11 protein-coding genes and 2 pseudogenes are annotated in these 14,788 nt (G+C 68.5%); 8 read left to right on the plus strand and 5 right to left on the minus strand.

The features are described from left to right. Positions 1-33: 33 nt before the first annotated feature. A pseudogene (locus ACGFZQ_RS48315) lies at positions 34-303 on the plus strand (transposase family protein); the annotation flags it as partial. Between the two features lie 583 nt (positions 304-886). On the opposite strand, the gene ACGFZQ_RS48320 reads toward ACGFZQ_RS48315, so the two are convergent. From ACGFZQ_RS48320 to ACGFZQ_RS48330, 3 genes are all read right to left on the minus strand, one after another. Further along, entirely contained in the window at positions 887-1,483 is a 597-nt protein-coding gene (locus ACGFZQ_RS48320; protein ID WP_393845890.1) for a DciA family protein, read from the minus strand. Positions 1,484-1,767: 284 nt separating this feature from the next. Continuing rightward, positions 1,768-2,514 (minus strand): phosphotransferase family protein, encoded by a 747-nt coding sequence (locus ACGFZQ_RS48325; RefSeq protein WP_393845891.1) that lies wholly within the window; start codon positions 2,512-2,514, stop codon positions 1,768-1,770. Positions 2,515-2,792: 278 nt separating this feature from the next. Then, a complete protein-coding gene (locus tag ACGFZQ_RS48330) occupies positions 2,793-3,806 on the minus strand; it encodes a hypothetical protein (RefSeq protein ID WP_393845892.1) in 1,014 nt (337 codons plus the stop codon). Between the two features lie 274 nt (positions 3,807-4,080). On the opposite strand from ACGFZQ_RS48330, the gene ACGFZQ_RS48335 reads away from it, so the two are divergent. From ACGFZQ_RS48335 to ACGFZQ_RS48355, 5 genes and pseudogenes are all read left to right on the plus strand, one after another. Next, the gene (locus tag ACGFZQ_RS48335; RefSeq protein ID WP_393845893.1) at positions 4,081-4,302 is read left to right on the plus strand and encodes an alpha/beta hydrolase fold domain-containing protein; all 222 of its coding nucleotides are present in this window, start codon (positions 4,081-4,083) and stop codon (positions 4,300-4,302) included. A gap of 620 nt (positions 4,303-4,922) precedes the next feature. Further along, entirely contained in the window at positions 4,923-8,636 is a 3,714-nt protein-coding gene (locus ACGFZQ_RS48340; protein ID WP_393845894.1) for a S8 family serine peptidase, read from the plus strand. Between the two features lie 130 nt (positions 8,637-8,766). Next, on the plus strand, positions 8,767-9,081 hold the full coding sequence (locus tag ACGFZQ_RS48345; protein ID WP_393845895.1) for a DUF488 domain-containing protein: 315 nt from the start codon (positions 8,767-8,769) through the stop codon (positions 9,079-9,081). Positions 9,082-9,269: 188 nt separating this feature from the next. After that, complete coding sequence (locus ACGFZQ_RS48350) at positions 9,270-10,448, plus strand: Cmx/CmrA family chloramphenicol efflux MFS transporter (protein ID WP_393845896.1); 1,179 nt, start codon at positions 9,270-9,272, stop codon at positions 10,446-10,448. Beyond that, positions 10,445-10,813: pseudogene (locus ACGFZQ_RS48355) on the plus strand (helix-turn-helix domain-containing protein); the annotation flags it as partial. The gene ACGFZQ_RS48350 and the pseudogene ACGFZQ_RS48355, both read left to right, overlap by 4 nt. Before the next feature lie 331 nt (positions 10,814-11,144). Here the strand turns inward: ACGFZQ_RS48355 and ACGFZQ_RS48360 are convergent. Continuing rightward, positions 11,145-11,486 (minus strand): hypothetical protein, encoded by a 342-nt coding sequence (locus tag ACGFZQ_RS48360; RefSeq protein ID WP_393845897.1) that lies wholly within the window; start codon positions 11,484-11,486, stop codon positions 11,145-11,147. A gap of 959 nt (positions 11,487-12,445) precedes the next feature. Then, positions 12,446-13,423: a LuxR C-terminal-related transcriptional regulator gene (locus tag ACGFZQ_RS48365; protein ID WP_393845898.1), complete on the minus strand. Its 978-nt coding sequence runs from the start codon at positions 13,421-13,423 to the stop codon at positions 12,446-12,448. A gap of 312 nt (positions 13,424-13,735) precedes the next feature. On the opposite strand from ACGFZQ_RS48365, the gene ACGFZQ_RS48370 reads away from it, so the two are divergent. Further along, the gene (locus ACGFZQ_RS48370) at positions 13,736-13,933 is read left to right on the plus strand and encodes a hypothetical protein (RefSeq protein WP_393845899.1); all 198 of its coding nucleotides are present in this window, start codon (positions 13,736-13,738) and stop codon (positions 13,931-13,933) included. 62 nt (positions 13,934-13,995) lie between these two features. After that, positions 13,996-14,733 carry a LuxR C-terminal-related transcriptional regulator gene (locus ACGFZQ_RS48375; protein ID WP_393845900.1) on the plus strand — a complete coding sequence of 246 codons (738 nt, stop codon included), beginning with the start codon at positions 13,996-13,998 and terminating at the stop codon, positions 14,731-14,733. Positions 14,734-14,788 lie beyond the last annotated feature (55 nt).

Below are 14,788 nucleotides of genomic sequence, written 5' to 3' on the forward strand. Positions count from 1 at the left end.
GCGTCTGTCAGGCCGCAACGGAACCGTCCCCACCGCGCCTACCTGGGTACCGGTCCATGGGTGACGACTCCGGTCAGGCGCCCACCCGGCGGCGACTTGTCGCCGGCCCAGCGCACGGTCAACCGCGCGCTTTCCGCGGCACGGGCGCCCGTGGAGCAGGGTGTGGCCTGTCTGAAGTCCTGGCGGATCTTCCGAAGAGCCCGGTGCAGACCGAATCGAATGTCGTCAATCGCCGGAGCCGTCCTCACACTGGAGCGGCAACTCCGAAAGAGCTCACTGATCCCGGAACCGATTTGGGTGTAGCCCCCTGGAGGGACGCCCATGCAGGGTGCCCCCCTCGAACTTCTCCGGTTCCGAGCCCCGAAGGGCCCCGACCCGAATACTGGCAAACCTCTCCCCGTGATCATGCTCTTGAAGCTAGCCTGATGGAGCCTCATCTCAAGGCAGGGCCGGGGCCTATGGACGAGCGGAATACGTAGGCCCAGGACAACCAGGAGGAGCCTGCGTCGTCCGCGTAGGTTCCGGCCCAATGAGATGAGGTGCAGGGATGGTCACTGCGGAGTCTGGCCAGGTGAGATCTGGCCGGTTACGTAAGGTGGCTTCGCGGATAGTGGTTGCCGTGGGGGCGCGAGCTCTTTGGTCCGCTATCACGAGGTTGCTTGACCATTATGGGGTCGATCTCTGAGCCCCGAGTAAGGCGGGAGCGAGGCTCGGTCCCGTGATGGTCCGGCGTGTTTCCTCCGTCGCGCCGGCCCAGTGTCAGGTCTGTCCCGGTGGCCGACCGACCTTCCGCCTTACTCCCTGCCCTCTGGCGACCGCACCCGTCTCCCGTGCCGCACGTTCTTCGCGGGCCCGACGCAGGGCCGCCGCGCGCGAGGCTTGGCCCTCACGCCGCCGCCGGGCGTGGGCCGTCTCGATGGAAGCCGGAGCATCGTCCGGCGCGCTCCTCGGCTCGGAACGCCCGGGCGCCGAGCTCGCGCATCGCCCGGGTCCGCCGTTCGACCGCCTCCACAATGTCCTGGTCGACCAGGCTGCGCGGGGCAGTCTGCCGGTGCGCGGCAAGCGCGCAACGGTAGCCGTCGCTGGCCAACTCCGTGTCCGTACTGGCCCCTTGGACACGGCCGCCGGCTCCGAGGCAACGTCGTCCGGCGCGCGCGGGCACCGAGCCGGGCGCAAGGATCCGCAGGTGGCGTACGACCGTCCGGCCCGCTGAAGCGTTGGCGGCCGCGATGACCCGGGCCTGCTCCAGCCGGGTCTTCGTCGCCCAGGCCGCCGACTCCGGGCACACCGTCAGCCGGCCGGAATCGGCGTCGCAGCCGACCGCGACGACGTGCCCGGCGAGTTCGGGGGCGATGGCCTCCCACCGCTCGCGCAAGGTGGCGCCGGCCGCCGGGAGCTCCCAGGCCCGCTCGGTCACCAGCGCACCGATCGCGGCGCCCGGGTCCAGCGGCTCACGCCCCCTGTGCCGGACGGCCGACGCCATACGCGGCTTCGGCTTCACCGCACGACCGCTGCCGCCGTTCTTGCGCGCTGCCTCCAGCGCGGCGCACAGCGCCACCCGGGCCTGGTCGGCAGGTTCCGCCGCCTGCGCATCCGCTGGGAGATCCGCGACGACATCCACCACGCGTTCGTCACCCTCGGCTGCGCCGTCATCTGCCGGCGACGACTGCGCACCGCACTTTGTCGAGAGTAGGGGCCGGCGATCACCCCCGGGATGGCCTGCTCGATGCGTCAGAACGCATGCGTGGCAGTCGGGCCCGCGCAGCCTCACATCCGGGATCTCAGAACGTCGACCTCACAGCCCGGCGCGAACGGGTCGAAGCCGTGCTCGCTCAGCCAGCGAACTATCAGCAGGCTGCGCAACGACCACCAGGCGCGGACCACGTCCAGGTCGACGTCGGTGCCGTAGCCGGCGATGACGTCGTCGAGGTGCTCCTCGTGTCCGAGTGTGAAGGTGGCGAGGTCGTAAAGGGCATCCCCCTGGCCCGCCTCGGACCAGTCGATGATGCCGGTGACCTCGTCGCCGTCGATGAAGATGTGCGCGATCTGCAGGTCGCCGTGTGTGAATGCCGGAGTCCATGGCCGGAGCGCGGCCTCGGCGACCTGGCGGTTGCGGGTGACCAGGTCGGCGGGCAGGAGGCCGTTCGTCACGAGCGACGCGCACTCGGCGTCGAGTTCCGCCGCCAGCGCGTCGATGCCCCGGCCGGCCCCGCCGGGCCGGGGCGGCAGAGGTGCGTCGTGCAGTTTCCGGATGGCGGCGCCCGCCGCGGCCCACGCCGTCGGCGACCCGGTCGAGGGCCCGCCGAGGCTCCCGAGCGTCGTCCCTGGGAGTGCGGCGATCGCGAGCACGTGCGGCTTGTGCCACAGGACCTGCGGGGTCGGGACCGGCGCGAGGGACATCGCCTCGACCTCGGCGTCCAAGCGCGCCTGATCGGCGTCCACCTTCAAGAACACGTCTCCGACGCGCAGAGTCGCACGCTCGGAATGGGCGACGACGACTTTGACCTCATCCATGGGCGACCAGTATCCCGGGGACGATCGCCGACGTCGCCGGGTTTGTCGCATGCGACTACGCGACTGTCCGCGTCCCGCTACCCGGCGGCCTCGTGCACGACACCGACCTCTGAACAGGCCAAGCCCACCAGCTTTGTTAGGAGTCCTTAACCACCTCACCGCCGAGAACGAAGGACTCCGCCAACAGTTGCAGCTGCCGACACCGAGCGTCGATCCCCTCCGGCCAAACCGGCAGGCTTGATGCTCACGCGATGCTCCCTCGGCCCGACAATTACTGGCTAGCCTTGGCTCAGATTCGGGCCTGAGCCGAGGTTGTACTCCGCATCGAAGTGGGGGATCTCCAGGCGATACTTCTTGCCGGTCGAGGCGGACACGTTCTTGATGATCGCCCCCGCTGCCGCGCCAACCCCCGATAGCACCCCGACCAGGGCATAATCCGGATGGGCTTCGAGGATGGGCGCCAAGTGCGTGATTGCCGCGCCGACCCCGCCGCCAATGCCGATCTTCACGCTGTCCTTGACCAGGACAACCTTCGTCTCTTCCTGGACCCCAAGGGCTTTGCTCCTGATCTCCTTCGCGTACTTGTCGATCGCAACGCGGAGCTGTTCCGCGTTGTCGTCGTTCGGCTGCCTCACCCAGTTGTCCCGGAAGTGACGGTATGAAGCCCCCTTGGTGCTGTCTCGCACGGCGAGCAGCTCTTGACAATCCGCATTCAGCAGAGTCCTGGCCTTCGGCACCTTGACCGTATGCTGAAACACCTGATCCGGGGTTTGCCAGGAACCGGCAGGGTCGATCTCGCGGATGACCGCGCGACCCGCGCGCGACAGCGTCCGGGGAACGTTCGGCTCGGCCGACCGGTTGTCGCGCAGCAATCCACTTGCCTGGTTCTGCTGGTAGCACAGATTCACTACGTCGGCGAGGAAGGACGCCCTCGCTCCGACCTCCGGTCCGAAGTTCCGGGCGACGTCCTCGATGAAGTCGATCGGCTTGTGGTACGCATCATGCCGGGAGATCAGCTCAAGGTGATGGCCGATGGCGTTCCAGATTTCAGCCCGCCGCAGCCCCGTCCCGCCCTGCTCCACCGTGAGTTCCTTGGCCCCCGCGAGCCCTGCAACCCGCCATTCCTCGATATCCTTCCACATCTGCCGGGTGGCGTCATCGTTGATCCCCTGCCCAGAGTCGAGGAACACTCGGTCCATCAACTGCTCGAAGTGCCCACCGAGGTTCTCTCGCCATCGAGCCGGCCGCCCCTCCTTCGGGAACTGTTCGAGACACTGTTGAAAAGTCTCCATGTCCCCAGTCCTGAAGGCGGGCACAACGAGACCCCGCTTCAGTGCGGCGAGAAAGAATGGAAGTCGGCCGGGCGAGAATTTCAGGTGAGCCAAGAGGGGACTGCAGTTGAAGAAGAAGACATGCTGACCTCCCCAGCCCTTGGATCCTTCCTGCGCAAGGAGGTACCCGGGGCGTTTGAACCAGAAACAGGGCACGTTGAACCACTCAGGGCTGTTGAAAAAAGAAGTCCCTTCACGGGCGGTTGATTCCGCCTCACCCGGCCCGCCATGAAGTGTGCTGGAAATCCTAGCCCCGAAGACCGCCGACCGCCCCAACCCGCCGACCTCGCCGCTGAAGGCGACCGTCGTGCAACTGCGCGACCTGCCGCCGGCCTTGGTCATCACCGACTCCAACGTGCTGATGGACTCCGGCAACGCCTGCGCCGCGAGGCTCAGGTCGGCGGGGGTGCAGGTGACCTCGTCGCACTACGGCGGGGGCTACTCGGTTCTGGTATAGCTCTATTCCACGCCGGAAGGCACGCGTGTCGCTTCGTGGTTGGCCACCCCGGCTCCGTCTCCCTTGCGCCAGATCGAACTATGCCTGGTCCTGCACTCGCCGAGGCGGTCTCGAACGTCAGGTGGACCAGCCCGGGGGCCGGCAGCACGCCGGACATGTCTGAGGACTCGAAGCAGGGACCACTCGGTGAACCACCCGGATGGTCGGGTAGTTCGGCGAGCATGGCCTCGTAGGTCCACCGTCGCCCAGACCCGCCCACCTCCACAAACTGCGGGTCGAGGAGTAGTCCGGCGAGTTCACTTCTTGTGGTGCGATGGCGCCGGTCACGCCAACAGGACTCGTTTGCGGAGGAGTTCGAATCCCGCGCGATCGAAACATCTGGCGCCTGAGCATCTTGATCCGGTCGATGTCGCGTGCGAGGTGCTGGGCGAACCGGCGGAGACTGGGCAGGCCGGTGGTCCGCCGCCGTCCCCTCGAACGCGCGTGGCCGACGACCCCGTCTGCTCGCGGCGTAACTGTGCCATGGCACAAGAGCGACATCCGCGACCCCTTGAATGACTGCGGGGCAGGCCGGAGGATCCAGTGATCTTTCGCTCTTCGCCGCGTCTCAGGAGTCTTCCTTGCCCAAGGTTCCCATCCCCCGGCCCGGGCCGATCGCCCTCGCCGTGGCGGCCGCGCTCACACTCGGCGTCGTACCGGCGACTGCCGCTGTGTCCGCGTACTCCACCGGTGCGGTGTCGCACAACGACGCCGGACACCAAACCCCCGGCGATGCCGGCACGCACACCGTCACCCTGATCACGGGGGACAAGGTCACCATCGGGACCGCCGCCGACGGCACCGTCGTGCGCTCCTTCCAGGCCGCGAGCGGAGCCACCAACGGCTTCCACCGTGCTGTCCTGGACGGTGCCACCTACGTCTACCCCGACTCCGCGCTGCCGTACGTGAGCGCCGGGAAGCTCGACAGGCAGCTGTTCAACGTGACGCGGCTGATCACCGAGGGCTACGACGACGCGCACAGCTCCCGGCTGCCGCTGATCGTGCGCTACACCGGAGCCGCCGCCAAGGCCCGCACCCGGGCGAAGCTGGCCGGCTCGACGGACGTCCGCCGCCTGGACAGCATCCAGGGCGCGGCCCTCGCGCAGAACCACAAGCAGGCACCGGAGTTCTGGTCCTCGCTCACCGGGGGTTCCGGCGCGGCGGCCCGGTCCGCGAAGCCGCCCTTCGCGGGCGGCATCGCCCACGTGTGGCTCGACGGCAAGGTGAAGGCCGACCTGGCCGACTCCACCGCCCAGATCGGCGCGCAGAAGGTATGGGCGGAGGGCGATACCGGCCAGGGCGTGAAGGTCGCGATGCTCGACAGCGGTGCGGACACCGAACACCCGGACCTGGTCGGACAGGTGTCCGACAGCGCCAGCTTCGTCCCCGGCGAGGACGACATCGCCGACTACAACGGCCACGGCACGCACGTCGCCTCGACCATCGTCGGCACGGGCAGTGCCTCCGACGGCAAGGAGCGGGGTGTAGCCTCCGGCGCCCGGCTGGCCGTCGGCAAGGTGCTCAACTCCGAGGGCAGCGGCCAGGAGTCCTGGATCATCGCAGGCATGGAGTGGGCCGCCCGCGACCAGAAGGCCAGGATCATCAGCATGAGCCTGGGCGGCGGCGGTGACAAGACCGACCCGATGAGCCAGGCCGTCGACGAACTCAGCCACGACACGGGCGCGTTGTTCGTGATCGCGGCGGGCAACGGCGGCCCGCACTCCATCAGCAGTCCCGGTGCCGCTGACTCCGCGCTGACCGTCGGAGCCGTCGACTCCACCGACACGCTCGCCGACTTCTCCAGCCAGGGCCCGCGTGACGGCGACGGCGGGCTGAAGCCGGAGATCACCGCGCCCGGCGTCGACATCGTCGCGGCGCGCTCGCACTACAAGCGCGGATCCGGCTACTACACCACGATGAGCGGCACGTCGATGGCGACGCCGCACGTCGCCGGTGCCGCCGCGCTCCTCGCGTCGGAGCACCCCGACTGGACGGGCACCCAGCTCAAGGAGGCGCTGGTCAGCAGCGCCAAGGCAACCCCGGCGTACACCCCGTACCAGGCGGGCGCCGGCCGGCTCGACGCGCTGGCGGCCGTGCACACCACGGTCTTCGCCACCACGAGCGCCTACTCAGGCTTCCACACGTGGCCGCCGAAGCCGGGGCAGACCGACGTCCGGACGGTGACGTACACCAACGTCGGCGACGCGCCGGCCAACCTCGACCTGGCGGTCAACGGCACTGTGCCCGCAGGGTTGTTCAGCCTCTCCTCGGACCACGTCACCGTGCCCGCGCACGGCACCGCCACGGTCAAGCTGACCGCGGCTCTGGACAAGCTGGGCGGCGACCAGTCGGTCAGCGCCATGATCACCGGTACGGACGGCAGCGGAGCGGTCCGCGCCCGGACCCTGATCGGCGCGGCCCGCGAGGGCCAGCGGCAGAATCTGACCGTCGTCGCCAAGGACCGTTCGGGCAAGCCGCTGGAGGGCCGGGTCGTCCTGACCGCCGAGCACCTCTTCACGGTGATGGACCTCGACGCGTCCGGCACCGGCACGGCGCGGCTGCCCGTCGGCAGCTACAGCGGCTGGCTCACCGGTGACGTGCAGGGCGCCGAAGGCCCGCACTCGCGCGGCATGGTGCTGCTCGCCTTCAACGACGTGAAGCTGGACCAGGACCGCACCGTCACCCTGGACGGCCGCAAGGCACGCCGGATCCTGGCGCGCGTGCCGCGGCAGACCACCGCCGTCGCGCCGCGCCTGGACGCCCACCGGTCCTTCACCGACAGCCTGGTGGAGACGTCGATGCTGCCGGACCCGTCGTACGACAGCATCTGGGCGCTCCCGACCGGCAAGAAGGTCACCGACGGCGAGTTCGAGACCGGCGCCCGCTTCCGCCTCGAGCAGCCCGCGCTGACCGTGAGTACGAAGTCGACGACCTTCAACGACCCGCTGGTCAAGCGCGCGGCCACGCCGCTGCCCGCCGGTACCCGGAACCTGACGGCGGTCTTCGCCGGTGACGGCACGGCCGAGGAGCTCGCGCGGCAGAGCGTGCGCGGCAAGGCCGTCGTGGTGCGCGGCGCCGGCACGGAAGGAATCAAGGCCCAGGCGGAGGCCGCCGCGGCCGCCGGCGCCCGGCTGCTGCTGGTCGTCAACGACGGCGTCGGCCGCCTGCAGCCCTGGGACGAGAACCCCTGGAGCCCGGAGAGCCCGGCCCCGGTGACGGTGGCGACGCTCAACGCCGACCAGGGCGCCGACCTGCTCGGCCAACTCCGGCACGGCGCGGTCTCGCTGAAGGTCACCTCGCACCCCACGACCGACTACGTCTACGACGTCGTGCACCACTGGACGGGCGCCGTTCCGGCGGACCCGACCTGGCGTGAGGAGTCCAAGGACCTCGGCCGGGTGAACGTCTCCTTCCGGAACTACCGGCAGGGCAAGGCGATGGAGTTCCGTCCGGACGTCTGGCGCGGCTGGGCCGTCGGCAACCAGCTCACCGCGCCCGCCCAGGGTGAGCGCACCGACTGGGTCACAGCCGGCACCACGTGGCTGGACGACGCCTTCATCCAGGGCGAGACCGGGCAGCACTCGATCGACCCGCTGAAGTACCCGGCGCGCAAGACCGGCAAGGTCAGCTGGTTCGGCCCGATCCAGCGGCCCCGCATGGGCCCGATCAACTACCAGCCGGTGCGCTACCTCGACACGATGTACATCACCGCGCCCGGCTGGGGTGACTCGGGATCCGGCCACGTCGGCGAGGCCGGCGCGAACTTCGACGTCAAGGACTGGATGTCGCTCTACCAGGGCGACCAGCAGCTCGACTGGGGCAACGCCGAGTACCTGCAGGTTCCCGGCCTCGGCGCCGAGCGCCTGCCCTACCGGCTGGTCCTCGACAACGACCGCGGCACCTGGGCCAACCCGTACTCGACGCACACGCTGACCGAGTGGGACTTCACCTCCGCGGTCACCGGCAGCGATGCGGCGGTGTCCCTGCCGCTCATCCAGCTCGACTACAGCGTGGACACCGACAAGTCCGGCCGTGCCGACCGGCACGCCGGCCTGACGGTGACCGCCTCGCACCTGCCGGGCACCACCGCCACCATCGGGAAGCCGACCGTCGAGGTGTCGTACGACGACGGTGCGACCTGGCAACGGACCGACCTGAGCCGGTGCGACGACGGATGGCGGACGAACCTGCGCGCACCGCGGTCCGCCGACTTCGTCACCCTCCGGGTCGGCGCCCGGGACAGCGCGGGCAACACCGTCTCGCAGACGATCACCCGGGCCTTCGGCCTGCGCTGACGTCATACCCGGGAGGTCACCTGGGAACGCCGCGTGGGTGGGACCGCAGCCGGCGGTCCCACCCACGCGGCGTTCCCAGGTGACAGACGATCTATAAAGAACGGGCCCACCTGGACGATGGCTCCGCAACGTGGCGCCGTCGGCGGACCTGCGCCGCTGGTACCACCACGACCAGGAGCGCTTCGCGGAGTTCCGGGATCGCTACATCGGCGAACTGGAGGACGCCGATCACCGGCCAGCCGTGCAGCGCCTGCGTGATCTCGCCGCCCACGACAAGGTCACCTTGCTCGCCACCAAGGACCTCGGCCACCATGAGGCCGCCGTGCTCGCCCAGTGCCTCGGCGCCGCCGGCACGGCGAGCCGCTGGATGTTGCGGGACATGACGTTGGTGACACAGGCCGATGTCAGTGAAACCAAGATGCTTCGACGGGCATCGGTCGGGTAGCGTGCGGGCCATGTCGAGTCCTGAGTCAGACACGGTGGGGGCTGTCGGTCACGCCGTCAGCCCCCTGAACCACTGAACTCGTAGCCCTGTCGCCACGCCGCATTCTGCGGCCGGGCGATTGTGCTCCTGGGGCTGGCCGCGGTGACGAGATGACCTTCTCGTGCTTCTCCTCACCTCGGAGTCACTCGATGCCTCTCCCGCTGTACCTGCTTGCCATGGCGGTCTTCGCCATGGGCACCTCGGAGTTCATGCTCGCCGGCCTCCTGCCGGACATCGCCTCAGACCTCGATGTCGCAGTTGGGACAGTCGGCACGCTCACCTCGGCCTTCGCGGTCGGCATGGTCGTCGGTGCCCCCTTTGCGGCCGCGCTCGCCCGCAACTGGCCCAGGCGCTCCAGCCTTCTCGGGTTCATCCTCGCTTTCGCGGCAGCTCACGCCGTGGGCGCCATCACCACCAGCTTCCCGGTCCTGTTCGCCACCCGGGTCGTCGCCGCGCTCGCGAACGCAGGGTTCCTTGCCGTCGCTCTGACGGCTACCGCCACGCTGGTCCCACCCGGCAGGAAGGGACATGCGCTGGCCGTGCTGCTGTCAGGTACGACGGTGGCCACGATCGCCGGTGTCCCTGGTGGTTCGGTGCTCGGCGCGATGCTCGGCTGGCGGGCCACGTTCTGGGCTGTCGCCGCGCTCTGCCTGCCTGCAGCTCTCGGCGTCCTCAAAGGAATGCCGGCAGGACGCGATGAGGATGAAGCGATTGGCAGGCCAGCGTTGCGAGCAGAGCTCACCGAGCTCACCCGGGCGCGGTTGATCCTGGTGATGCTGCTTGGCGCGCTGGTGAACGCGGCAACCTTCGCAAGCCTCACCTTCCTGGCCCCCGTGGTGACCGACAGCGCCGGGCTGGGCGAGTTGTGGATCTCTGTCGCTCTGGTGCTCTTCGGTGCCGGTTCCTTCGTGGGCGTCACCGTGGCCGGCCGGCTGTCCGACCGGCGTCCCGGTCCGGTCATCGCAGTCGGCGGTCCGTTGTTGCTCATCGGCTGGCTGGCCCTGGCGATGCTGGCGAACGAGCCGATCGCCCTGTTCATCCTCGTGTTCGTGCAGGGCGCACTGTCGTTCGCGCTGGGCAGCACGCTGATTACGCGGGTCCTCTACGAGGCCGCGGGAGCCCCCACCATGGCCGGCTCGTATGCGACCGCGGCGCTCAACGTGGGCGCCGCCGTCGGCCCCGGCATCGCTGCGGCAACCCTCAGCACCGAAGCCGGAGAGCTCGGGCCGCTCTGGGCAAGCGGACTCCTCGTCGCGGTCGCGCTGCTCATCGCGTTCCCCCTCCTCGCCGCCATCACGGCCGACCGGAGCACCGAGGTGCTCCGGTGACGCATGCGAACGCCCCCTTGAACATCGAGGGACGCCGAAGGCTTGTGAAGCGCTGCCGCACCCGTCCGATCGCGCACGTCGCCGCCGAGGCCGGTGTCTCCCGCGCCTGCCTGTCCAAGTGGAAGAACCGGTACGCCACACACGGCGAAGTCGGGCTGCAGGGCCGCCCCAGCGTCCCGCGATCCTCACCGGCCCAGACCCCACCCGTTGTCGTTGAACGGATCGAGCGGTTGCGGCGGGACAACAAGTGGTGCGCCCGCCGGATCGCCCTCGAACTCGCAGGCCAGGGCATGCAGATCAGCGAGCGCACCGTAGGCCGGTGGCTGGCACGCCTGCGCATCAACCACCGCCGGTTCCTCGCCCCGGACGCGCGTGAACTCGCCGATAGACCCGTTGGCCGGTACGGTGCGTGGTCGAATGCATGACGCAGATCCCGCGCAGCCGAACTTGCCTGCTCGACGATGAGTAGGCGTGCCGCAGCGCTTGGCGCATCGATATCATCCGCCAGCTGTGCATTTTCGTCGCGCAGGCGGAAAGCGGTGGTCCTGCACACGCGGGCTGCGGGCCCGCTGAGCGGGTCGGTCGAGGCACGCGGCCACAGCAGCCAGACAGCGAGCATCGAGCCACCGGAGGCTAGCCCCACTCCGATCAGCCGATCGGTCAGCTGAGAATACGGTACCGGCGAGATCACAGGGATCACGAAGCGACGACCACGGTCCCAGCCACGGCCAACCACGTCACGCGGGCGGTGAACGTGCCGAGGCTCACGAGAGACGCCCAAGCAACCGCCAGTCCAAAGTGCATGCAAAGTCGTTGGGCCATAGGTCCGGTGAATTCGACGAAGAGCAGCATAGAGAAGCAGCCGAACGCCGCGTAGTAGGCGGTCACTGACGAATGGCACACTTCCATGCTCAGGGTGAACAGGGCCGAAGCGCCGACAGCGGCTCGAACGGCGCGTCGGGTAGCCGCGAATCCGGGGTCGCGCGAGCGCAACCAGGCTGACGCCGCAAAACCCGCCTCGCGGACTCGATTACGCATGGGTTCAGGTGCTTCCTCGGTGTTGTGTCGGATATTCTCTAAAGTGGGGAGCGAATACCATCAAGGAACTCCTGGCCGCCGAGTGGATCCGCACCTGGCTCTCTGGCGCACCGCCCACGGCTTCCGCGTTCCCGGCGAGCACTGCTGCCGAGCGGCCGAACATCATCAGCGAACGCAACACAATCGAGGCACCCGAGCCGCCGAAATACATGTCCCTGACCAGGGAGCCCTCCTGCGAATCCCGCGACGTGTGCCCGGCACCGCCCGCCTGGCTCGCAAACAGGTGCGCGCCGGTGTCAGCAACCCTTTGGCTTTCGCTGACATCCTCCAGGTCCGCCCCGACGCCAATCCCCGCTCCGCCGGCGCCACCGTCCGCCGCGAACGCTCCAAGGCAGTCGGTTGCCTGTGAGCCTTCCCTGCCCGCTCGTTGTCACCGGTGCCCCGGGACTCCGGCCGTGTCAGCGGCATCATGCGTCACCCGCGCCGCCAGCCTGAGGACCTGTTCCGCCTCCCAGGCGTATAAGCAGGCCACTTGAATGTGCTGGTCACGGGGCAGGTGTGACGTTCGTTTGGGGTGCTCACGCTGGTCGTGGGCGGCAGTCTGCGGAGCAGATCGTCTGACGGTGTCAGCGTAGTCGGCACCGCCCGACGTCGCCACGAACACGATCGCATCCGGCACCAGCCGCTCAACGATTCCCACGCCAGCAGGCTATCGAACACACCAAATGAGATGGCCTCCAAGCAGGCACGTTTCGTCGCTGGTGTCGAAGAGTTCGTCATCAACATTCCATTGATGCCGACTCAGCAGAATCGTGGTTGTCTCCGGCCTTTTCCGTCCCTACTGTCCTTATCGATCCCGTCCGCGCCGGCGCGACGCCGGGACCGAGGGACTGCGTTGCGGAAGGAGCGGTGTGGGCTTGGGCAGTTGAGGACCGCGGGTGCGGGGTGGGGCGGAGACGTCACAGCCAACTGTTCTGCGCCGCTTTCATTCCTGCTTCGAACCGGCTCTGTGCGCCGAGGCGCTCCATGATGGCGGACATCTGCCGGCGTACCGTGCGCAGTCCGATTCCCAGTCGTTTGGCGGCAACCTGGTCCGTCATGCCCTGGGCCAGCAGGGTCAGCAATTTGTGCTGGGTCTCCGTCAGGCCGTGGTCCGGATGCGTGCTCTGACCTCTGCTGTACGGGACGGCGGCGGTCCATGCCAGCTGGTACGTCGCGACCAGGGTGGCGACGATGCCGGGCTCGCGCGTGATGAGCGCGCCGGCACGGGAGTTGTCTGGATCCATCGGCACGACCGCGACCTTCCGGTCGAAGATCAGCATGCGGGGCGGCAGCACGGTGGCGGTGCGCACCTGTCCCCCCTGTTCGGCCAGCCATTCCGCGTAGGTACGCGTCGGCTCGTCCTGGCGCATGGTGTCCTGATAGAGGTTGCGCAGGGTGATTCCTCGTCTCAGCGCTTCCTCGTCGAGAGGGCGGGAGGCGTTGAGGCTCGCCTGGGACTGTGCGCCGCCGGGGAGCACCGCGAGACACTCGTCCTCGACCTCTTGGGCGAGGATCTCGAGTTTCGTCTCGATCGCGTCGATGCCGATCAGTCGTTCCGTGCAGTCGTATACGAGGCCGAGGGTCGCCGCGGGTTCCGTCACCGCCGCCCTCATGGCGGCTAACTCCTGTACCTGTCGGGCCAGTTCGACTTCCTGGTTGCGTATCAGCTTGGTGAGGGCGACCGGGACACTCACCGCGCGGACGCTCGCGGGATCTTCTCTTGACGGGCGGACGAGAGACAACTCGGCCAGTTCTGCGAGTGCGGTGGATATTTCGGCTTCCTTGAGGCCGAGTGCCTCTTCGAGTTCTACGGACCGTGACTGCGGCCGGCCCGCCAAAGTCATGTATACGGCTTCGGCCGTCGAGCTGAGGCCCAGCACAGCTAGCATCGTCATCGCGCGTCTTTCTCCTGTCTTCTCCCCTCCCCCGTCTCACACGCAACGCGCTGATTGTGCCCCGGTCCGACTCGCTTCAATCACACCAGAGTTGACCTGAAGTGGGCTGACCAGGGATGTGGCACCTAGGTGCCTCGGCAGGGAGGTGCCACCAGGTGGGTATTCCATCGGCACTGGCCCGTCGGACAGACTGCTGGTCGCCGGCCACCGCCGCACCAGACGGATTGATCCCTGACTCACCGTAAGCAAGGGATCGTCCTTCTCGGGATTTATCTGGATCCCATGCCGCATCGTGAATGAGGAGTACTTCCCATGTCCAAGATCGCGGGCCTCGTAGCCGCTGCCACCCTCGCCGTCGCTTCCCTCTCCGCCGTCGGAAAGGCAGCCTCCGTCACCCTGCCGGGAGACCGCATCGGCTGGGACTCAGTGGGGTCGGTCTCGGCCCTGCAGGACTCAGGTCGGACCGCGCAGTCCGCTCTGGCCTGGGACAACGTTGTCGATTCGCTCTGACCTGGAACCCTGCTCGTCCCGAGCACGACGAGACCGCCGCCACGAGTCCCAAGGAGCCCACCTTGACCTCGACGGAGGGTCAGACCGCACCTCCTCGCACCGACTTCGCGCCCCGCTCGACGGACCAGCCCGTCCGCCTGGTCATCCTGGACGAAGACCCGATTCTGCGGGCCGGGATCCGGGCGATCCTCGACTCCTACGCACAGATCGAGATCGTTGCCGATTTCGGTTCGGCGAGACAGGCATCCAGCCGTGCCCTGCAGACACGGACCGATGTGCTGCTCGTCGGTGGCGACTGTCTCAAGGACGGAGCAGGAACGGCGCTGCACGATCAGGTCACGACCGGTCGGAGACCGGCCGTGGTGACCTTGTTGCAGCCGGACGACGCCGTCGCGCTGCGCAAGGCGGTGAAGTACGCGGTCCGCGGCTTCGTGGACCGCAACACCAGCCAGCGTGATCTCGGCACCGCCGTGCTGGAGGCACACGGCGGACGCACCTATCTGTCCGCCTCCATCGCCGAGGTCCTGGTGGCCTGGATGGCGGACGGCATCCGGCGCGAGCACCTGTCGCTGCCCCAGGTCGAGGACGTGCTGACCGAGCGGGAGCTGGAGGTGCTGGAAGCCCTGGGTCACGGCATCACCAACACCGCCATCGCCCATCGGCTGCATGTCCAGGAGGCCACGGTCCGCAGCCACGTCTACCACATCCTCACCAAGCTCAACCTGCGCACCCGTACCGAGGCGGTACTGCTGGGCCACAGCTACGCGAACAGGCGTCCGGCCCGGCGGCCGCCGAGCTGAACACGCACGGCGATGACGAGCCGGTGGTCCGTCCCCTGGGGACGGACCACCGGTT

It is taken from the genome of Streptomyces sp. NPDC048254 (assembly GCF_043201895.1).
Lineage (GTDB): Bacteria > Actinomycetota > Actinomycetes > Streptomycetales > Streptomycetaceae > Streptomyces.

Bases quoted from the DNA above. Each gene is read 5' to 3' on its own strand.
- ACGFZQ_RS48320 (WP_393845890.1), bottom strand. From the start codon at position 1,483: ATGGCGTCGGCCGTCCGGCACAGGGGGCGTGAGCCGCTGGACCCGGGC.
- ACGFZQ_RS48325 (WP_393845891.1), bottom strand. From the start codon at position 2,514: ATGGATGAGGTCAAAGTCGTCGTCGCCCATTCCGAGCGTGCGACTCTG.
- ACGFZQ_RS48330 (WP_393845892.1), bottom strand. From the start codon at position 3,806: ATGGAGACTTTTCAACAGTGTCTCGAACAGTTCCCGAAGGAGGGGCGG.
- ACGFZQ_RS48350 (WP_393845896.1), top strand. From the start codon at position 9,270: ATGCCTCTCCCGCTGTACCTGCTTGCCATGGCGGTCTTCGCCATGGGC.
- ACGFZQ_RS48360 (WP_393845897.1), bottom strand. From the start codon at position 11,486: ATGCGTAATCGAGTCCGCGAGGCGGGTTTTGCGGCGTCAGCCTGGTTG.
- ACGFZQ_RS48365 (WP_393845898.1), bottom strand. From the start codon at position 13,423: ATGACGATGCTAGCTGTGCTGGGCCTCAGCTCGACGGCCGAAGCCGTA.
- ACGFZQ_RS48370 (WP_393845899.1), top strand. From the start codon at position 13,736: ATGTCCAAGATCGCGGGCCTCGTAGCCGCTGCCACCCTCGCCGTCGCT.